This is a genomic window from Rhizobium sp. CC1099 (assembly GCF_029714385.1).
In the GTDB taxonomy this organism is placed as follows: Bacteria; Pseudomonadota; Alphaproteobacteria; order Rhizobiales; family Rhizobiaceae; genus Rhizobium.
On record NZ_CP121641.1, the window covers coordinates 1,793,762 to 1,813,868 of the forward strand.

A 20,107-nucleotide genomic window follows, 5' to 3' on the forward strand; every position below is an offset into this window, starting at 1 on the left:
TCGAAATCCAAGGAAGCCGGCCTTCGCGCCGGCTTTTTTATTGGAACTCGAAGATGTTGCGGAAAACGCCCGGCGCAATGATCGACAGCGGATTGATCTGCAAGGCCGGATGGTCGAACTTGCCGGTCAGCTTGAACGTGATGCCGATCAGGCCGCGATCCGAGCCGTTCCCGAGAATGATGCCAATGACCGGCAGTTCGGCAAACAGCCGGTTCAAGCCATAGGCCGGCATGAAGGTGCCGGTCATATCCATGTTGCCGCGCTGATCGCGGATCACGCCCTGGAAGGTGGCCCCGATCTGATCGCCGCGCACCACGCCGTTTTCGATACCGACCACGCCACCGCGGGACACGACGCGCGCGAAGCCGCGCTGGAAGCGCTGCGCGGAAGTGTCGATATTGCGTTTGACGGCGGAATTGAGGCTGCGCTGGTTGTCGCCGACCGGCGTTGAAACGATCGAGTGCAGGCGCTGTTCGTTGACGATGGCGAAGCGGCGTATATCGACCGAGCCATCCCAATTGCCGCCGTTGCCGAGCCTGACCGACATGTTGAGCAGCCCACCCTGCATATGCTGATAGAGATCGGCGAAGCGCGAGACGGCACCGGCATCGCCACTCGTGATATTCAAGGCACGGCCTTCCCTTGTCTGGCTGACGACTGCCTCGCCGCTGCCGGTGATGCCGGAAAAGTTCAGCGCCTGCAGCCGGCCGCCGCTCGATACGTACCTGGCCTCGAAATTGCCGATCTTTTCATCGTTGAAGCCAACGACGCTGTTGAGATTCGCACGAACAGAGACGCTGGCACTGCCACCACCATCCCCGTCGCTGTCGCCCTGTCCGTTCTTCAGTCGTGCAAGGATCGGACGCGCATCGGCAGTGTTCCCAGATACCGAAACGTCGAAATTGCCCCTGTTGCGCCGGATCGATATCGCAAAGTCATCAAGGGACGAAAGTCTCACGCTGTCGAAATCGGCAGACTCGAGGTCGCCCTTGCTGAGGGCAAACGAGCCGCTGGCGCCAAAGCCGTCGCCCTTCAGACGGAAATTCCTGATCTGCGTTTTCTCGGGCGGTCCCGATACTTCGAATTCCGCCGTTGCGCCGATCCCGCTTCCCTTCGCCCAGCCGATCCAGGGAAGCTGCAACGACGCCTTGTCGAGATCGATCTGAACATTCTGGCGTTCCTCATCGATTTTCGTCAACTGCATCGTCAGGCTGCCGTCGATGATCCCGGATAGGCCAGGAAGCACCTTTGCGCGCTGAGCGTTGTTCAGCGTCGCCGTGATGATGCGCTGCGGCTTGACGCCGGACGATTTGTCGGTCGGCTCGACAAGCTCGATCTCGGCGGGCACGCCGTCGATCTGCCCCTCGGCGTCGAGCGCCACTTGCTGCGGATCGGCGTCGAGCGCGCCATTGAGACCGGTAATCATCCGGCCCGACACCGGCTTGCCGACATCGACGCCGCTGAGCTGCATGGTCGCCTTCCATTCGGGCGGCGGAGGATCTTGCGATCTCAGAAGGCCAAGCCGCGCCTCGACGTCGGCGATGATCTTGCCCTTCAGGTCACCAGGCACGAGGCCGGCGCGCTGCAGGACCTGGACCGGCTTGTAGGTCAGGAGTTCGCCCACCGCATCGGCATCGCCGGAAATCGCGAGCTTCATTTCCGCCATCAGTGGCTTCTGGTAAGTCGAGGGCAGTACGAACTGACCCTCTCCGAGGCTGACGGAACGGCCCGACGCAAAATATGACGTGCCACTCTTGATCGAAATCGTCGCCCTCTGGCCGGTCAGATCGAAATGGGCGGACGTATCGCGGATCGGCGGAATATCGCCTGCCACGTTCATGCGCGCATTCGCGATATCGAAATTGATACGGATTTGCTCATCGCCGAGTCTCAGCCCCTTGCCGACGGCCTCGTCCAATTTCCCGGACGGAATGAATACGGAGATCGACGCATTCGTGACCGTGCCGCCGAAGAGATTTCCCAGAACCCATTCGCGCGCCCTGGGCGCCATCCAAAAGGGCCAGAGCTGCTTGATCGCAGCCGTCTGAAGCTGCTGCGATTGTCCGACGAAGCTGATTTCCGGCGATTTGTCGCCGAATTTGACATGAAGCGATCCGAACAGCTGCCCCAGAGGACTAGAAACTGTCATGCCCGCGAACTGCAGTTCCCGCGAGGCGACGAGATAGCGGCCGGTCGTCTGGATATCGAATGGGAGCGGCTGTTCGCCCGACCCCACCGGCGCAGCCGTGCCGCCGCTGATCAGGAGATCGATGCCAAAACCCTTGCCGACGGCCGGATCGAGCTTGTCGAGGTCGATGATTGCGCCGTTGAACGGGACGGCGGTGTTGCCGAACTGCGCTTGCGATCTTGCGATCTCAAGCGTCTGCTTCGTAAAGTCATAGCCGAGATTGATGCGGCCGCCGGAAAGCTGCTGCTCGTCCCCGTCGACATAGATCGACCCGGGCGCAAGATCCGCCCTCGCGGCCAGGGACGGCGCAACATCGCCCGCACCCCGCACGGCGGAAACGGCAACGTCCGCAAAACTGTTCACGCCCTGCCGAATTTCCCCGAGCCCGTTCCTCTTCAAGGTAAATGGCGTCAGATCGGCATGGGTGAGTTTTGCCATGAACCGCGACGCTTTCCCGGCGCTCTTTTCAGCAAGCACGTCCAGCATCGCCACTTCGCCGTTGATCGCCACCTCGCCCGTCAAATGCAGCGAAGATGGCCCCGCATGCGCAAAGACCAGATTGTCGACCACGATCGAAAGCGGACCATTCGCGGTATCGGCGAGCTTGATGTCGATGCCGGAGAGACGCACGGTATCCGTACCCCCGCGCTCAACAAAATCGTCCAGGATATCGAGATGAGAAAACGCAGCTTCCATCGCCTGCGGAATTGCGTCGATGCGAAGCTTGCTTAAGTCCAGCGGGCTGCCGGACGGCAGAAGGGCCGTGTCGAGCGCAATATCGTCGGCTTCGATCGCCGTCACGGCCACCCGGCCGCGAAAAAGCGCAAACGGATCGAGCGCCATGCGCATCGCGCCGGTCGTCGACAGATGCTGCCCGCTTTCCTGATCGACCATATTGACGTTACGGGCTTCAAGCGCGAGCTGTGCACCGGACGTGAAACGGATGACGGTCGACCCTACCTCTGCCCGGTAGCGGGGACCTATCGCCGAATTCAACGCGGTCTGAGCCTGGCGCGACAGCGTCGCGTCGAACATTCCGCTTTCGATAATGAAAATGATCGCCGCCAGAACAAAGAGAACGGCGGCAAAGCAACCAGCCGTCACATTGGCCGCACGTCGCATGCGTGAACGCCGCGGCGGCGGGCAATGCACGATGATGGGGTCTTCGGCCTGTGCGGAGGGAAGCTCATGCAGCGCGACGATGTCTTTTTTGCGAAACGTAATCTTTTCGCCGCGGATCACCGACATGCGCTTTGGATAACCCCGAGTTAGAATGTGGCCGCCCGGTCTGGCGGGACGATTTGAGCTTCAATATATATCCGCGGAACATAGTGTCATCCATAAACCCGGCAAAAGAAAGGTTTCCACATATGGCGGTTCTCGGCATCGGCGCCACGGCGCCGGATTTCAACCTTCCCCGCGACGGCGGCGGGCGGGTATCGCTTGCCGATTTCCGCGGAAAATCGCTGGTTCTATTCTTCTATCCGAAGGACGATACGACCGGCTGCACCGCGGAATCGCTGGCCTTTACCGCTCTGGCCGACGAATTCGATGCCGCGGGAGCGGCGGTCGTCGGGATGTCCCCTGATTCGGTCAAATGCCACGAACGCTTCATCAAGAAGTACAGCCTTTCCGTTGCGCTCGCCTCGGACGAGGAGAAAACGACGCTGCAGGCCTATGGCGTCTGGAAGGAAAAGAGCATGTATGGCCGCAATTTCATGGGTGTCGAGCGCACGACCTTTCTGATCCGCACCGATGGTACCGTCGCGATGATCTGGCAGAAGGTCAAGGTACCCGGCCATGCCGAAGACGTTTTGAAGGCCCTCAGGAACCTTACCGCGTGAGCACGCTTTCGATGACATCGCTGCGCGGTGGCGCGATCGAGGCCATCCGTTCCGCCGATCTCGATCGCAAGACAGCTCTGGCGCAGGAAGCTGCGACCCGCTGGTTCGAACGGAGGGTTTCCCTACGTTCGCCGCGCGATGCGTCGCTGCCGGATAGGCCGGGCCGCCCGGAAAAGCCGACACTGGTACCCCCGACGCAGGTCGAGAGACGCTCGCTGCACACCATCAACGGCCGCATCGCGCTTCTTCACGCGATCGCCCATATCGAGCTCAACGCCGTTGACCTGGCGCTCGATATCGTTGCGCGGTTTGCCACCGAAGCGGTCCCCAATTCTTTCTTCGACGGATGGATGCAGGTTGCCTTCGAGGAGGCGAAGCACTTCCGCTTGGTGCGCGGGCGGCTGCGCGATCTTGGCGCCGATTACGGCGATATGCCCGCGCATGACGGCCTTTGGCAGGCGGCGCACGCGACCAGAAACGATCTGACGGCGCGGCTTGCCGTCGTTCCCCTGATTCTCGAGGCCCGCGGCTTGGATGTCACGCCCTCGCTGCAGGCGAAGATGCGTGAAACCGGCGATCTCGAAAGTGCGGCCGTCCTCGATGTTATCTACAATGACGAAAAGGGGCATGTGGCAATCGGCGCCAAATGGTTCCGCTTTCTCTGCGCTCGCGAGCGCCGCGACCCGGCCCAGACCTTCAAGGAGCTGGTGCGTGCAAACTTCCGCGGTCCGCTAAAACCGCCATTCAACGACCTGGCGCGCGCCGAAGCCGGCCTCACGCCTTCTTTCTATCGCTCATTGACGTCGACCAGCAATCTATAAACCTATGCGTGCATTAATATGCCCGCTAAGGCATTTGTTAACCATAACAGTGTGTAATCATTCCTGATCGAAGCACGGGCGCATCAATTGGGAGATTCTCCGTGACGCATGCACAGCATAATCGCGTATTCGGCAAGCGTTCGCAGGAACATATCCTCATTCTCGCCAGTGGCGACAAGGTCCGGCACGTAACCATAAAGCCGTGGATGGCAGCCCTCGGCTTCTGTTTTTCCGCCGTTTTCGTGATCGGCTATCTGCTTGCAACCTCCTACCTCGTCCTTCGCGACGACCTGATCGGCGCCACCATGGCGCGCCAAGCCCGCATGCAGCATGATTATGAAGATCGCATTGCGGCCCTTCGTGCGCAGGTCGATCGGGTCACCTCGCGTCAGTTGCTCGACCAGCAGCTGGTGGAAGACAAGGTGGACAAGCTTATGCAGCAGCAGATGGCGCTGACCTCGCGCCACGGCAAGTTTGGCTCCCTCCTCGACCGTGCGGAAAATTCCGGCCTGACGAGGAAGGATGAGATGATACCGGCTCAATCCCTCGTGCCCGAAGCAAAGGACAAGCGTGCATCGCTTTCAGCCGGTGCCCGGGCGATCGACAAGCTCCTGGCAGGCACGGACGAACCCGCCGACGCAACGCCCGACAATTCCACGCTCGCCTATGTCCCCACACCCGAAACCGTCGGCGATCGTGCCGACCGCCTGTTCTCGAAGGTCACGCTTTCACTGAAAGGCGTCGAGGAAGAGCAGCGCGCCCGCGTTGAGCAGCTGACCGTGGATGCGGGCGATGCCGCCAGCAATATCGAGAAAGTCCTGACCCGCTTCAGGATTGCCGTACCGGAGCAGGCAGCCGTCAAGCCCGATGATGATGACAGCGCTGTCGGCGGTCCCTATGTCGAGCCGGAAAACGGCGACAACTTCAACAATTCCCTCGCGCAGCTCGATACCGCCCTGACCCGGCTCGAAGCCGTTCGCAGTACGGCGGAATCCCTGCCGTTCCGCAATCCGGCCATCGGCAAGGAAATCACCAGTCCCTTCGGCAATCGGCGCGATCCTTTCCTCGGACGTCTCGCCCTTCATTCCGGCGTCGACTTTCGCTTTGCTGCGGGCGAAACGATCCGCCCGACAGCCCCCGGCAAGGTCGTCAATGCCGGCTGGACGGGCGGCTACGGCAACATGGTCGAGATCGATCACGGTAACGGCATTTCTACCCGTTACGGCCACATGTCGCAGATTCTGGTGAAGGCCGGCGACATGGTCGGCCGCTCGGATGTGATCGGTCTTGCCGGAAGCACCGGCCGCTCGACGGGCACCCATTTGCATTACGAGGTACGCCAGAACGGCCGCGCGGTCGATCCGGTGTATTTCTTGAACGCAGGCTTGAAACTCGCGACTTATATCAAATAATCAATTGCAGTAACCACAGTTTTACCTGTTCGACGGCTGCAGAGCCCGTATTCCTTGACTTACAAGCCGTTTGGGACTATGTCGCGCTGCATTGCGGCATGCAATCCCGCCGACTCAACCAGAGTATGGCCGAACCTGAACGGAAATAGTTTTCCCCTTGACGACATTTGCTGACCTTGGCCTGAGCCAAAAAGTGCTTTCCGCCGTTACCGACGCCGGCTACACGATCCCCACTCCTATTCAGGCAGGAGCAATCCCGTTCGCCCTGCAGCGCCGTGACATTTGCGGGATCGCGCAGACAGGAACGGGCAAGACGGCATCCTTCGTATTGCCGATGTTGTCGCTGCTGGAAAAGGGCCGCGCCCGCGCCCGCATGCCACGAACGCTCATCCTCGAACCGACGCGCGAACTCGCCGCGCAAGTCGCGGAGAACTTCGAAAAATACGGTAAGAACCACCGCTTGAATGTCGCGCTGCTGATCGGCGGCGTTTCCTTCGAAGACCAGGACCGCAAGCTCGAGCGCGGTGCAGACGTTCTCATCTGCACGCCCGGCCGCCTGCTGGACCATTTCGAGCGCGGCAAGCTTTTGATGAGCGCCGTCGAAATCTTCGTCATCGACGAAGCCGACCGAATGCTCGACATGGGCTTCATCCCCGATATCGAGCGTATTGCCAAGCTCATCCCCTTCACGCGTCAGACACTGTTCTTCTCGGCGACCATGCCGCCGGAAATCCAGAAGCTCGCCGACCGGTTCCTGCAAAATCCGGAGCGAATCGAAGTCGCAAAGCCGGCCTCCGCCGCCAAGAACATCACGCAGCGTTTCGTTGCTTCGCACGGCAAGGACTATGAGAAGCGCGCCGCACTGCGCGATCTGGTCCGCGCGCAGGAAGACCTGAAGAACGCCATCATCTTCTGCAACCGCAAGAAGGACGTGGCCGACCTCTTCCGCTCCCTCGAACGCCATGGCTTTTCCGTCGGCGCGCTCCACGGCGACATGGACCAGCGCTCGCGCACCAATATGCTTCAAAGCTTCCGTGATGGACAGCTGCAACTGCTCGTCGCCTCCGACGTCGCCGCCCGCGGCCTCGACATTCCGGATGTCAGCCACGTCTTCAACTTCGATGTTCCGATTCATGCCGAGGATTACGTGCACCGCATCGGCCGCACCGGCCGTGCAGGCCGTTCCGGCGCTGCCTTCACCATTGTCACAGGCCGTGACCAGAAACATGCCGACGCGATCCAAAAGCTGATCGGCGAGAAGGTCGAGTGGCTGAATGGCGATCTTTCCGCTCTTCCGCCTCCGGAACCCGGCCGCGAAGACGATCGCCCACGCCGCGCAGGTAGCCGGGATCGCGACAAGGGCCGTGGCCGCGTCAAGGAGCGCCGGGGTCATAAAACTGATATCGGCGCCGATGATAATGCCGCCGAAACCATCGAAGCAGCAGCACCAGCAAAGGCCGAAAGCGTGAAGCACGAGCGCAAAACAGAAAACAAGCCGCAGAACAACGCGCGCAACTCTCGGCCCTATCCGGCAAACGACGATAATCGTGAGCGCCGCCGCTATCGCGATCACGACGACGGCCCGACGCCGGTCGGCTTCGGCGACGACATTCCCGCCTTCATGCTGATCGCGGCAAACGCCAAGGTCTGATCGTCCGATGGGCAAGCCTGGCATTCATTTTCCAGGTCTCGGCGTCGGCCTGGTGATTTTGCGCGACGGCAAGATCCTGCTTTACAAGCGCATTCGTGTGCCTGAGGCCGATCACTGGAGCATCGTCGGCGGCAAAGTCGATCATATGGAGCCAATAGCCGAAGCCGCGCGCCGGGAAGCCGAGGAAGAAACCGGATTGACGATTGCTCGAACCGAACTTCTCGGTCATGCGGAAGTGATTTCAGGCGCCGATGCGCAGCATTGGGTCTCGTTTCTCTATATAGCTAGAGAAGTCAGCGGCGATGCGCAGTTGACGGAACCGGAAAAACTCTCGGATTTCGGCTGGTTCACGCGATCAGAACTGCCGACACCACTTTCCGACTTTGCCAAGGCCGCAATCGGTTATCTCGACAACGAAGACTTCCGCTGATCATTCGGCTCTAAGCGCCGCCTCATAGGCAAGCCGCACCCATTTAGCCATTTCATCCGGATCGTCATAAGCCGCGTCCGGGATCGACCAGTAAGGCATTTTCACCGGATTGCCCTTCTTGCCCTCATAGAACCATTGGCTGGAGCCTGCTGCGGCAAACTCCGGCGAGCTCTTGTCGTCGGCCTTGAGCAACACCTCGCCGCCAACTTCGACCGCAACGATACGGCCGAGGTGATAGATGCCCTTGCCGCCGAACATACGCTTGATCGTGACGGGGCCGAGCCCCTGAAACATTTCCTCTATACCGGCCGCGTCCATTGCTATCCCTTCAATATGCCGCCTGCTGCGGCAATCGCCTCCGGCGTATCCACGTCAAGATGCGCACTTTCGCCGATATCGACATCGACGACCGGCAGCCGCGCCGTCTCGACGATGTGGCGCGCGCCGACATCGCCTTCGAGTGAAAGCACTGCATAATACAATGATCGCGGCAGAATGACCGGATTTCCGCGTTTGCCTCCGGAGACCGCCCGAACGATCGCCCGGCCCTCGGCCTGCTCGAATGCGCCGATCAAGTGATCGAGGTCCGCCGTCGAGACCCCCGGCATATCAGCAAGCATGACAAGGACGCCCTCCGCGCCGTTCGCATGGGCATGTGCGAAGCCGGCCGCGAGAGAGCTTGCCATGCCGGAGGCATAATCGGCGTTGAAGACCGGCTGCACGCTCAAGCCTTCAAGTGCTGCTTCAATCTCAGCACGGCGATGCCCCGTTACGGCCGTAACCGATAAAGCCCTGCTGGCAACAGCAATGGATGCCGAGCGGCGCACCAGCGGCATGCCATCGAATTCCGCCAGCAGCTTGTGCTGGCCGCCCTCGCCCATGCGGCGCGCTCTGCCGGCGGCAAGCAGGACGATCGCAACGGAAGCGTCGGCACGTTTCCTGGCAGGCACATCGCGCGGCTGCGGCCGCGATTGTATCTCCATTAGCAGGCCTCCGACGCCCATTCCGGTCACCTCATGCGCGCTCGGCTCTTCACCGGCCAGAATGCGGTCGAGAACCCAGTCAAAACCGTTTTCCTTCGGACTGCGGGCGCAACCAGGCGCACCGACGACATAAGTCTCGCCGATGCTGCCGAGGACCATCAGATTTCCCGGATCGACGGGCATGCCGACGCTCAAGATACGCCCGCCCGCCTCGCGTATTGCCTGCGGAATGACATCCGCCGCGTCGATGACCGCCGAGGCACCGAAGACGATGACGAGCTTCGGCGCCTTCTCCGGAATCCTCATGATATCCTGGATCGAAGCGGCAAGAGCCTTGGTCTCATGCGGCACGCGCCGCTCCCGCAGCAGACGATTGCCGCAAGCAGCCAACCGCCGCTCAAGGATGCGCGCCGTCTTGTCCATCACCGACACTTTCAGCGAAGGCAGTTCCGTGGCAACCAGCGAAACGGCATGGTCGGCAAACGGCTTCACCTGAAATGGCCCACTCGCGCGAAGCTCCGCACAGGCGGCAATTATCTTCGCACCCGGAACCGCCAGGGGAATGATCTTGAAGGTCGCCACCATATCGCCGGCGCTGACATGTGTATGATCGGCAAGACAGGCGAGCGTGATCGCCGGGTCGATGCGGTTCAGGCGATCGACGGCCTCCCGGTCAGCCACGAAAAGCCCGTCCGCCGCAGCATAGATGTTGACGCGGCCGGTCGCAGCCTCCGAAAAGCGGAGATGATCGGGCGCGATTGCCTCACTCAGCCGTGCGGCCGCTTCGTCCTCGCCTAGATCGCCGTCCTCCAGGCGTGCCGCAACAATCTTCTCGATGCCCGAGCTCTTCAGCCGCTCGACGTCGGCAGCGTCAACCACATGCCCTTTGGGCAGAGTCCCATCCGGCATCTTGACGGAATGGGCGAGCATGAGCCCTTCCGCACCGCCGACATCGAATTCGCCAAAGATCATGCTTTGTCACCTTTCGGCGAGGAGACGTCGCGCGAGCGCAAGGCTTGGATGATCTGCGCAAGGATCGCAACGGCAATCTCCGCCGGGCTGGAGGCGCCGATATCAAGCCCGATAGGGCCATTGATCCTCGCCAGTTCGCCGTCGGAACAACCCTCCTTCTTCAGCCGCTCGAGACGCGAACCGTGGGTCTTGCGGCTGCCGAGCGCACCGACATAGAAACAGCCCGTTCGAAGCGCCTCGGCGATCGGGAAATCATCGATCTTCGGATCATGCGTGACCGCGACGACAGCGGTATAGGTATCGAGCGGACGGTCCTTCAGCACATCGACCGGCCAGTCGGCGGTGAGATCTATGCCGGCGAAACGCTCCGGCGTTGCAAAGGCGGTTCGCGGATCGATGATGCGGACATCGAAGCCGGCAAGCGCCGCCATCTGCGCCAGGACCTGGCTAATATGGACCGCGCCGATGATGACGATATGGGCTGGCGGCAGGTGCACGTTCAGAAAGTACCTGCCGCCATCGATGTCGCAGATGCCGGACTTGCCGGAGCGGAATGCCGCAGCGACGGTATCGCTCAGTGCGCTATCGACCGGCCCGCCTTCGACGATCACGCGATCCGTTCCATGCTCCAAGTTGGTGACCAGCATCACGGCCTTGCGTGCTCGGCGGGCGGCGTTCAGCCGCTCCAGATTGGCGGCGTCCATCAGGTAAGCCTTTCGACAAAGACGCGGATCCGGCCGCCGCAGGATAGCCCGACGCGCCAGGCGGTCTCGTCGGCAACCCCGAATTCCAGCATCTTCGCCTTGCCGTCGCCGATGACGTCCATCGCCTCCGCGATCACCGCACCTTCGACGCAACCGCCGGAGACCGAGCCCTCGAAATTGCCGTCACCATCGATTACCAGATGGCTGCCGGCAGGACGGGGCGCCGAGCCCCAGGTTTCGATGACGGTCGCGATCGCCACACTGCGGCCGCTTTTCATCCATTCCTCCGCCGTCATCAGCGGATCGAGGTCGAAAGACGTCTCGCTCATGCAAAACCTCTCATTCTGTCGAGATAGCGCCGCGGATCGTGCGCCGGTGATTTGCCCGCGTCGAGCGCCGCAGCAAGGTCGCTCAAGGATGATAGATTGTGAACCGGACGGAGTTCGTCAACATGCGGCAACATGGCGCGAACGCCGCGAGCCCGCGGCTCAAAGCCCTCGAAGCGCAGAAGCGGGTTCAGCCAGATCAGCCGCCGGCAGGATCGGTGCAGCCGGTCCATTTCTTCGGCCAGCAATTCGATGCCTTCCCGCTCCAGCCCGTCGGTGATCATCAGCACCAACGCGCCCTGCCCGAGGACGCGGCGTCCCCACAGCCGGTTGAACTCCCTCACCGTTTCGCCGATACGAGTGCCGCCCGACCAGTCCTTCACCGCGGCGGCACATTCGTTCAGTGCCTCGTCCGGATCCTTGTGGCGCATCTGCCTGGTGACATTGGTGAGCCGCGTTCCGAAAAGGAACGTATGGACGCGGCGCCGGCTCTCCGTCAGCACGTGCAGGAAATGCAGGAAGATACGGGTGTACTGGCTCATCGAGCCCGAAATATCCGCAAGCACCACCAAAGGCGGTTGGATCTCTTTCTGTTCGCGATAGCGCGGCAGGATCAGCGACCCGCCGGTGCGCAGCGCCGAGCGCATCGTCGCGCGCGGATCGACCTGCCGGTGAACATGCGATTGCCTGAAACGCCGAGTTGGAACGCTGTCGAGCGGCAGTTGCAGCCGGACCAGTTCTTTTCTCGCCAACGCAATTTCCGCCGCCGACATTTGCGCGAAATCCATCCGGCGAAAGACTTCGTTCCCGGAGGTGGTGAACCGCGCGTCGATCTCGATATCCGGCTCATCACGAGGGGGCCTATTGTCGCGCCGATCACCGAGAAGCGCATCGCTGGCGCGCGTTTCGCCCGCCTTCGCCTTTTCCCTTCGACGGTTGTCCGGCGCCTGCGGCAACATCATCGCAATCATCTTCTCCACGAGATCGCGGGAGCGCCAGAAAAGCCGGAAGGCTTCGTCGAAGACAGGCCTGTCCTCGTGCCGTTTGACGAAGACCGAAAAGAGCGCCGCGTGGAATTCCTCGCGCGAACCCATGCCGATCGCCTCGACAGCTTCGATAGCATCGGCAATGGATCCCGGACCGATCTTGAGCCCGGCGTTACGGAGCGCCCTGGCGAAGAAGACGATATTGTCGGCAAAGCGCCCCTCGGCCGGCGGCGGCGGAACGACGATCCCATCCTGCGCAGGTTGCGTTTTCATCTTTAACCCGCTGCCCTCAACTCGTCCTTGACCTCGGTCAGCACACGAGCGCCTTCGCCGCCATGAATGCGCGCAATGTCGTCCTGGTATTTCAGGAGCGTGCCGATCGTGTCGGAAATGGTCTCTGGATCGAGCGCCAGACGGTCGAGTTCGGTCAGCGCCGTCGCCCAGTCGATCGTCTCTGCCACGCCGGGGTTCTTGAAGAGATCGAGCGTGCGCAGCTTCTGCACATAGGCGATAATCTGCTGGGAGAGAGCCTCGTTGCAGCCGGGCACCTTCCGGCGGATGATCTCCAGTTCCTGCGCGGCCTCCGGATAATCGACCCAGTGATAGAGGCACCGGCGCTTCAACGCATCGTGCACTTCGCGCGTCCGGTTGGTCGTGATGATGACGATCGGCGGCTCGGCGGCCTTGATGGTCCCGAGCTCGGGGATCGTCACCTGGAAATCCGAGAGCACTTCCAGCAGGAAGGCTTCGAAAGCCTCGTCGGTACGGTCGAGTTCGTCGATCAGGAAGACCGGCGCACGGCCTTCCGCAGACGAAAGCGCCTGCAACACAGGGCGGCGGATAAGGTAGCGCTCGGAAAAGATATCGGATTCGATACGGCTGCGATCGGTCAATCCAGAGGCTTCGGCAAGCCGGATCTCCAGCATCTGCGCCGGATAATTCCACTCGTAGACGGCGGATGCGATATCGAGGCCTTCGTAGCATTGCAGCCGGATCAGCGGCCGGTCGAGCGCCTTCGACAGCACCTTCGCGATCTCGGTCTTCCCGACGCCGGCCTCTCCTTCGAGAAACAGCGGCCGCTTCATCTTCAGGGCGAGAAAGAGGACCGTCGCCAGCGACCGGCCTGCGAGATAATCCTCTCTTGCCAGCATGGCGATCGTCTCGTCGATAGACGCGGGCGGCGGCGGATGATCGGGCATGTCTCCTCCCTTTTAAGGGAGTTATAGCGTGTGGTAGTCGCGGTTCATATAGAGCAGCGCCGGTTTTGTTTCGTTGAAACGCACGGCCACGACCTCACCGAAAATGATGTGGTGGGTCGACATCTCCTTGATCTCCATCACCCTGCAATCGAAGGAGGCAAGCGAATCCCAGAGCACGGGCGCACCGGTGACCAGCTTGTCGAACTTGCCGGTCGCAAACCGCTCATCGTTGCTCATCGGCGTTCGTCCGGAAAAGGCGTCGGCCAGCGCCTGATGGTGCGCGCCGAGCGTGTTCAGCGCGAAAATGCCGCTTTGGAAGAAGATGTCGTTCTTCGGATTGCTGTTGTTGAGGCAGACGAGCACGCAGGCCGGATCGTCGGATACCGAACAGGCTGCGGTGATCGTCACCCCGCGGCGTGTCTCGCCAAGCACCGTCGTCACGAGCTGCACATGACCGCCGAAACGGCTCATGGCATCGCGATAGAGCTGCGGATCGATCGGCTGCCTGTTCAACAAATGCGGTCTCCTGCGGCCGCGCCGCCTATTCTTGTGCCGCTAATATGGATGCCATCGGTTACCTTTTCTACAATGAAGCCGACGAAATGCGGCGCATTCCGCCTGTTTTTCTTTGACGATTGCCGAAGGGCAGCTAAAAGGGCATGAAGGGCGACAGGGAACCGGCGATTTTCATGAGTATTCTGCGTGGCATAGCGGCTTTTTCGATGCTGTTTCTTGCAGCAGCCGAAAGCCATGCTGCGGGCGTTACGATCGGCGTCGTCGCTCCCCAGGGCGGCAACCTGCAGCAGCTTGGCGCGCAGGTCTTCGCCGGAGCGAACTATCAGATCACCAAGGATGGCAATACCGTCGTCACAATCAACGAGCCCTGCGAGGAAAACAGTGGTGCCGCGATTGCCGATGCGCTGGTGAACGCCAAGGTGCAAGTCGCAATCGGCTTTCTCTGCAGCGAAACGCTGGAAAGTGCATTGCCGAAGCTCAAGGATGCGAACATTCCGGCGATCACCGTCTCGGTACGCGCACGCATCCTGATGGAAGACGCATTGAAGAACGGCTGGCCGTTGTTTCGTCTGGCGCCGGCCGATGGCGCCGAAGCCGCACGCATCATCGACGCGATCCTCAACGACTGGGAGGCAGCGCCGATCGCCCTCATCGAGGACGGCACCATCCATGGCCGCGAACTGACCGAGGCCATCCGGAATGCGCTTGAGGAAAAAGGGCTGAAGCCCGTCTTTACGGACACCTATCGCCCGGGTCAGGACCAGCAGATCGCCCTCGTCCGCCGCCTGAAGAAGGCCGGCGCCACCAAGGTTTTCATCGGCGGCGACCGCGGCGACGTCGCAGTCATCGCCCGAGATGCCGCAGCTGAGAAGATTCCGCTCGCTATTTTGGGCGGAGATGCAATGCGCGCGGCAAACCAGCCGCTGCCGCTTCCGGACGGCGTGCGTGCGGTCACCATGCCGGAATTCGACACTCTGCAGCCCGCACAAGCCGCAGCGGCGGCATTGCGCGCGCAAGGCATCGAGCCTGAAGGCTATGTCCTGCCGGCAGCCGCAGCAGCGGCCGTCGCGCAGCAGGCGGCAACGGCCGCCACGGCAGAAGGAAAGACGGTGGCGGAAAAACTCGTCGGCACGAGGTTCTCTACGCCGATCGGCGATCTAACGTTCACGGCTGGCCACGAGCTTTCGGAGAACCCTTACAGGCTGCTGGAATGGCGCCGCGGCATTTTCGCCGCGCCCGCCGCGCCCGGCGATTAGCCCGAGACGAGAATGCCGTTTACGCAGAGTTCACGAGTGCAGCGTTGATGCTGTTGCCCGTTCGATTGAGCCCTGCTAAACCGCCGCAAGTTCCCCACGGAGAGAGAAGAGTGCCATGACCCTGCCGATCCGGATTGCCCCCTCCATTCTGGCTGCGGATTTTGCCAAGCTCGGACAGGAAGTGCGCGATGTGACGGCGGCAGGCGCAGACTGGATCCACCTCGACGTCATGGACGGCCATTTCGTGCCGAACATCTCCTTCGGCGCCGACGTCATCAAGTCGTTGCGCTCCTATACGGACGCGACCTTCGATTGCCACCTGATGATCTCGCCGGCCGATCCTTATCTGGAGGCTTTCGCCAAGGCTGGCTGCGACCGCATCACGGTTCATGCTGAGGCAGGACCGCATCTTCACCGCTCGCTGCAGACGATCCGCAATCTCGGTAAGAAGGTCGGAGTGACGGTCAATCCGGCAACACCGCTGTCGGCGATCGAGAACGTTCTCGACGACGTCGACCTCATCCTCATCATGTCGGTGAACCCTGGCTTCGGCGGCCAGAAATTCATTCCCGCGATGGCCGGAAAGATTGCAGCCGCGAAATCCCTGATCGGTGACAGGCCGATCGAGCTTGAGGTCGACGGCGGCGTCACGGTTGAGACCGCACCGATCGTCGGCAAGGCGGGCTGCAATGTGCTCGTCGCCGGTTCGGCGATCTTCAAGGGCGCCTCCGTCGAAGCCTACCGCACCGCCATCAGCGACCTGCGAAGCGCTGCAAAGGCCGGGCGCTCATGACATTGGCATATCGTTGACGATGGACCGGATACGCGCTGCCAGACCACCCATTTTCGAGCTGTTTGGCGGCGCCGCGCTTTGGGGCTTCATGATGATGGCCTCGGCGATGTCGGCGCTTTACATGCGCAATCGCTTCGAGACGGAACACACGGCCGAACTGGCGCTTCTCTATTTCGCCGGCGGCCTTTTCTCCTGGCCCTTCATGCTGCCGATCGGCCGCTTCTTCGCCTACCGGCGCCGGATCGAAACGCGCTTTGCCGCCTTCTTCGTCTGCCTGACGGCGGGCACGATGCTGATGACGGCATTTCTCTTTTCCATGGACTACCGCATTTTCTATTCGCGCTGGCATGCGCCGTTCGGCAGCCTGGTATGGACCTACCAGTTCATCTTCACCGGCGCGAACGCCGTCTATCAGTTCCTGGTCCTCGGTCTGCGGCTCTTCCTGCCGTTCGGCCTCGTCTTCCTGCTTGTAACCAGCTACGCGCTTGCAAAACGCATGCGTTGAGATTACCGCGCGTCTTTGCTACAGGGGCGCCAGAAAGTCTTCCTCGCAACGAAAGCAGTGAGCCATGATCCCGCGTTACTCCCGCCCAGAGATGGTCGCCATCTGGTCGCCCGAAACCAAGTTCCGCATCTGGTTCGAGATCGAGGCACATGCGTGCGACGCGCTGGCCGAACTTGGCGTCATTCCAAAGGAAGCAGCAAAGACGATCTGGGAAAAAGGAGGCGCGGCAGAGTTCGACGTCGCCAGGATCGACGAGATCGAAGCCGTCACAAAGCATGACGTCATCGCCTTCCTGACGCATCTTGCCGAATTCGTCGGACCGGACAGCCGTTTCGTGCACCAGGGCATGACCTCGTCCGACGTGCTCGACACAACGTTCAACATCCAGCTGGTGCGCGCCGCCGACATTCTGCTCGCCGATATGGACCGCGTACTCGCAGCGCTCAAGACCCGCGCCTTCGAGCACAAGGACACGGTCCGCATCGGCCGCAGCCACGGCATCCACGCCGAGCCGACCACCATGGGGCTCACCCTCGCCCGCTTCTATGCCGAGATGGGCCGCAACCACGCCCGCCTCGTCGCCGCACGCGCCGAGATTGCCACCGGTGCGATCTCCGGCGCTGTCGGCACCTTCGCCAATATCGACCCGCGCGTCGAAGAACATGTCTGCGCCAAGCTCGGCCTCACGCCTGAGCCGGTCTCGACCCAGGTCATTCCGCGCGACCGCCATGCGATGTTCTTCGCCACACTCGGTGTCATCGCTTCGTCGATTGAGAACATCGCGATCGAGGTCCGCCACATGCAGCGCACCGAGGTACTGGAGGCCGAGGAATTCTTTTCGCCGGGCCAGAAGGGCTCGTCTGCTATGCCGCACAAGCGTAACCCGGTGTTGACCGAAAACCTCACCGGCCTTTCCCGCTTGGTGCGCATGTCGGTCGTTCCGGCACTGGAAAACGTGGCGCTGTGGCACGAGCGCGATATCAGCCACTCGAGTGTCGAGCGCGCCATCGGCCCGGATACGACGATTACGCTGGATTTTGCCCTCAACCGCCTGGCCGGCGTCATCGAAAAGCTCGTGATCTATCCCGAGAACATGGAGAAGAACCTCAACAAGTTCCGCGGCCTTGTCCATTCGCAGCGTGTTCTCCTGGCCCTCACCCAGGCAGGCGTTTCCCGCGAGGACGCCTATCGCCTCGTGCAACGCAACGCCATGAAGGTCTGGGAACAGGGCAAGGACTTCCTCGAAGAACTGCTCGCCGACCAGGAAGTCCGTGCGGCACTTTCGGAAGATGATATCCGAGAGAAGTTCGACCTCGGTTACCACACCAAACACGTCGACACGATCTTCAAGCGCGTTTTCGGCTAACCCCCCGGCTGCATTCGAAAACGGCGCCGGAGCAACGGCGCCGATGTCATTTCTGCTTGCGCGTTTTCGATGGTGCAGCGCGTTTGCTTCCCTGCGATCTTTTGCGGCGTCCTTCCACCGCCGGCGATACATTGCTCGCCTCCGTCCGGCCTTTCCCTCTGGCGGCTTTCGCCACCAGCCGGTCTAGATGTTTCAAATCCTCCTCGTCGAGGTTTTCGATACCGATGAAGCGGTTCTCGGCATGGCTGGTCAGGATGAGTTCATCGAGCTTGGCCTGGATGGCTCGCGTGTCGCGCATCTGCGCGTTCTGCAGCACGAAAACCATGAGGAAGGTCACGATCGTCGTGCCTGTATTGATGATCAGCTGCCATGTTTCCGAATAGTCGAAGAACGGCCCCAACACCGCCCAGACAATGACGACCGCGACCGCGAGAACGAAGACGGCCGGCTTGCCCGCCCATTCCGACACGTTGGTGGCAAAGCGGGTAAAGACGTGCCGCGGTGCTGGCATGGAAGCCTCCTTCAAAGATATCGTCAGATTAACTTTGAAGGAGGTTGCAGGTTCCGCTCGCTTAACGCACAGACTGCATCGTGCCTTATACAGGCGTGACCAGTTTTCTGTAGAGATGCCATGTTGCGTGGCCGAGGATAGGCATCACCAGCGCCAGCCCGACAAAAAGCGGGATCGTGCCGATGACCAGCGCCGCAGCAATGATCAGGCCCCACAGCATGACCGGTACCGGGTTGACGACAGTTGCGCGGATCGAAGCCGCCATAGCAGCCACCAGCCCTACATCGCGATCGAGAAGCAAGGGAAACGTGACGACGGTCGTCGCCAGAACCACGATGGCGAAGACCAGCCCCAGCAGATTGCCCCAGATGATCAGTTGCATGCCTTCGGGCGTGCCGAAAATCTGCGAGGTGAACACTTCGATCGACCGCGGGAAAACATCGCCGAACAGGTTCGTGTATAGCGTCTGCGCTGCGACGAGCCAGACGATGAAGCAGCCGAACAGCAGCAGCCCGCCGACGATGATCGACGGCAAAGCCGGCGATTGCCTGACTTCGAGCGCATGCCTCCACGACGTATCGAGACCCGCCTCGCGGCGGCGGCTGATTTCATAGAGCCCGATGGCGGCAATCGGCCCGATCAGCGCAAACCCGGACATCAGCGGAAAGATCATCGGCAGAAGGTTTGCGTCCGATGACGCAAGGGCAAGAAAAATGCCGGCAATCGGATACATGAGGCATAAGAACACGTAATGGGAAGGCTTTTCGCGAAAATCGTCCAGCCCGCGACGTAACGCGTCGAAGACGTCTGCGGTGCTGATCTTGTTAATAGCGAGACGTGCGTAGCGCTCGCCTGATCCTGTCATAACATGAAATGCCGACATGGCTTTCTCCTCCGTAAGCCGATCGGCCGGCGGCGGAAATGCATCGGCATTGACGCAGCCGACACGAGAAACCGCAACCGGCAATGGCGCGAGCATAACGAATTTCACTGCCGTTGTCGCGCTTTCCCTTGACAGAACGGCCAAGCTTTCTCACATCGGCGGGATCATGAAAGCTTCTGACGTCGACATTCTCATCATCCCTGGCTACACGAATTCCGGCCCCGACCACTGGCAGACGCGCTGGGAAGCAAAGCTCAGCACTGCGCGGCGCGTCGAACAGGCTGAATGGTCAAAACCGGTCCGCGAAGATTGGGTCGCCCGCATCGCCGAGGAGGTGAACGCCTCGTCCCGCCCCGTCGTCCTTGTCGCCCACTCGCTCGGAATACCATCGGCGATCCATGCGATCCCGCATTTCAGGAAGAAGGTGGCCGGCGCTTTCTTCGTGGCACCGCCCGATGTCGCCAACCCGAAGATTCGCCCGAAGCACCTCATGACCTTCGGTCCCTACCCGCGCGATCCGCTGCCGTTCCCTGCAATCACAGTGGCAAGCCGCAACGATCCATTCGGCAGCTACGAGCATGCCGATGACGTTGCCGCAAGCTGGGGCTCGCTTCTGATCGACGCTGGTGAATCCGGCCATATCAACGCGGAGTCAGGCCACGGCCCCTGGCCGGAGGGAACGATGGTCTTCGCGCAGTTCCTGAGCCGCCTGAAGCCTTAGGCTCTGGAAAACCGAAAGTTTTCCACGTCTTTCAGGCACG

20 protein-coding genes are annotated in these 20,107 nt (G+C 61.2%); 10 read left to right on the forward strand and 10 right to left on the reverse strand.

Translation table 11 applies throughout. The features are described from left to right. Window positions 1-37: 37 nt before the first annotated feature. Complete coding sequence (locus tag QA644_RS09230) at window positions 38-3,436, reverse strand: AsmA-like C-terminal domain-containing protein (RefSeq protein WP_283072113.1); 3,399 nt, start codon at window positions 3,434-3,436, stop codon at window positions 38-40. Window positions 3,437-3,558: 122 nt separating this feature from the next. On the opposite strand from QA644_RS09230, the gene QA644_RS09235 reads away from it, so the two are divergent. The 5 genes from QA644_RS09235 to QA644_RS09255 all read left to right on the forward strand — a co-directional run bounded on the left by QA644_RS09235 (window position 3,559) and on the right by QA644_RS09255 (window position 8,346). Next, window positions 3,559-4,032, forward strand: a complete 474-nt coding sequence (locus QA644_RS09235; RefSeq protein WP_074068294.1) for a peroxiredoxin — start codon at window positions 3,559-3,561, stop codon at window positions 4,030-4,032. Window positions 4,033-4,043: 11 nt separating this feature from the next. Next, window positions 4,044-4,853: a ferritin-like domain-containing protein gene (locus QA644_RS09240; protein WP_194730133.1), complete on the forward strand. Its 810-nt coding sequence runs from the start codon at window positions 4,044-4,046 to the stop codon at window positions 4,851-4,853. Window positions 4,854-4,954: 101 nt separating this feature from the next. After that, a complete protein-coding gene (locus QA644_RS09245) occupies window positions 4,955-6,265 on the forward strand; it encodes a M23 family metallopeptidase (protein ID WP_283072115.1) in 1,311 nt (436 codons plus the stop codon). 157 nt (window positions 6,266-6,422) lie between these two features. Next, window positions 6,423-7,916: a DEAD/DEAH box helicase gene (locus tag QA644_RS09250; protein ID WP_074068298.1), complete on the forward strand. Its 1,494-nt coding sequence runs from the start codon at window positions 6,423-6,425 to the stop codon at window positions 7,914-7,916. A gap of 7 nt (window positions 7,917-7,923) precedes the next feature. Further along, on the forward strand, window positions 7,924-8,346 hold the full coding sequence (locus QA644_RS09255) for an NUDIX domain-containing protein (protein ID WP_283072116.1): 423 nt from the start codon (window positions 7,924-7,926) through the stop codon (window positions 8,344-8,346). Here the strand turns inward: QA644_RS09255 and QA644_RS09260 are convergent, their stop codons facing one another. From QA644_RS09260 to QA644_RS09290, 7 genes are read right to left on the reverse strand one after another with little or no spacing between them, the layout of a single operon-like run. Next, complete coding sequence (locus QA644_RS09260) at window positions 8,347-8,664, reverse strand: TfoX/Sxy family protein (RefSeq protein ID WP_039845002.1); 318 nt, start codon at window positions 8,662-8,664, stop codon at window positions 8,347-8,349. A gap of 2 nt (window positions 8,665-8,666) precedes the next feature. Continuing rightward, entirely contained in the window at window positions 8,667-10,301 is a 1,635-nt protein-coding gene (locus QA644_RS09265; RefSeq protein ID WP_283072118.1) for a molybdopterin-binding/glycosyltransferase family 2 protein, read from the reverse strand. Beyond that, window positions 10,298-11,005: an XdhC family protein gene (locus tag QA644_RS09270; RefSeq protein ID WP_283072119.1), complete on the reverse strand. Its 708-nt coding sequence runs from the start codon at window positions 11,003-11,005 to the stop codon at window positions 10,298-10,300. The genes QA644_RS09265 and QA644_RS09270 overlap by 4 nt, the downstream gene beginning before the upstream one ends. Then, window positions 11,005-11,334 (reverse strand): XdhC family protein, encoded by a 330-nt coding sequence (locus QA644_RS09275; protein WP_074068307.1) that lies wholly within the window; start codon window positions 11,332-11,334, stop codon window positions 11,005-11,007. The genes QA644_RS09270 and QA644_RS09275 overlap by 1 nt, the downstream gene beginning before the upstream one ends. Next, window positions 11,331-12,590, reverse strand: coding sequence for a VWA domain-containing protein (locus tag QA644_RS09280; RefSeq protein ID WP_283072120.1), 1,260 nt, complete (start codon window positions 12,588-12,590; stop codon window positions 11,331-11,333). The genes QA644_RS09275 and QA644_RS09280 overlap by 4 nt, the downstream gene beginning before the upstream one ends. 2 nt (window positions 12,591-12,592) lie before the next feature. Beyond that, entirely contained in the window at window positions 12,593-13,516 is a 924-nt protein-coding gene (locus QA644_RS09285) for a MoxR family ATPase (protein WP_283072121.1), read from the reverse strand. Window positions 13,517-13,537: 21 nt separating this feature from the next. Then, on the reverse strand, window positions 13,538-14,032 hold the full coding sequence (locus QA644_RS09290) for a flavin reductase (protein ID WP_039845008.1): 495 nt from the start codon (window positions 14,030-14,032) through the stop codon (window positions 13,538-13,540). Window positions 14,033-14,205: 173 nt separating this feature from the next. Here QA644_RS09290 and QA644_RS09295 point away from each other — a divergent pair, with 173 nt between their 5' ends. The 4 genes from QA644_RS09295 (at window position 14,206) to purB (ending at window position 17,952) form a co-directional block, all read left to right on the forward strand. Beyond that, complete coding sequence (locus tag QA644_RS09295) at window positions 14,206-15,288, forward strand: ABC transporter substrate-binding protein (protein WP_074070279.1); 1,083 nt, start codon at window positions 14,206-14,208, stop codon at window positions 15,286-15,288. 115 nt (window positions 15,289-15,403) lie between these two features. Then, a complete protein-coding gene (gene rpe / locus QA644_RS09300; protein WP_074068315.1) occupies window positions 15,404-16,081 on the forward strand; it encodes a ribulose-phosphate 3-epimerase in 678 nt (225 codons plus the stop codon). 19 nt (window positions 16,082-16,100) lie between these two features. Then, window positions 16,101-16,586 carry a hypothetical protein gene (locus tag QA644_RS09305; protein ID WP_283072122.1) on the forward strand — a complete coding sequence of 162 codons (486 nt, stop codon included), beginning with the start codon at window positions 16,101-16,103 and terminating at the stop codon, window positions 16,584-16,586. 64 nt (window positions 16,587-16,650) lie between these two features. Beyond that, the gene (gene purB, locus QA644_RS09310) at window positions 16,651-17,952 is read left to right on the forward strand and encodes an adenylosuccinate lyase (RefSeq protein ID WP_074068320.1); all 1,302 of its coding nucleotides are present in this window, start codon (window positions 16,651-16,653) and stop codon (window positions 17,950-17,952) included. Window positions 17,953-17,998: 46 nt separating this feature from the next. Here the strand turns inward: purB and QA644_RS09315 are convergent, their stop codons facing one another. Together QA644_RS09315 and QA644_RS09320 are read right to left on the reverse strand one after the other, a co-directional pair. Continuing rightward, window positions 17,999-18,463 (reverse strand): low affinity iron permease family protein, encoded by a 465-nt coding sequence (locus QA644_RS09315; protein ID WP_283072123.1) that lies wholly within the window; start codon window positions 18,461-18,463, stop codon window positions 17,999-18,001. An 85-nt stretch (window positions 18,464-18,548) separates the two neighbouring features. Next, entirely contained in the window at window positions 18,549-19,346 is a 798-nt protein-coding gene (locus tag QA644_RS09320) for a DUF2189 domain-containing protein (protein ID WP_283072124.1), read from the reverse strand. Window positions 19,347-19,512: 166 nt separating this feature from the next. Between QA644_RS09320 and QA644_RS09325 the strand changes: the two genes are divergently transcribed. Continuing rightward, entirely contained in the window at window positions 19,513-20,067 is a 555-nt protein-coding gene (locus tag QA644_RS09325) for an alpha/beta hydrolase (protein WP_194730134.1), read from the forward strand. Window positions 20,068-20,107 lie beyond the last annotated feature (40 nt).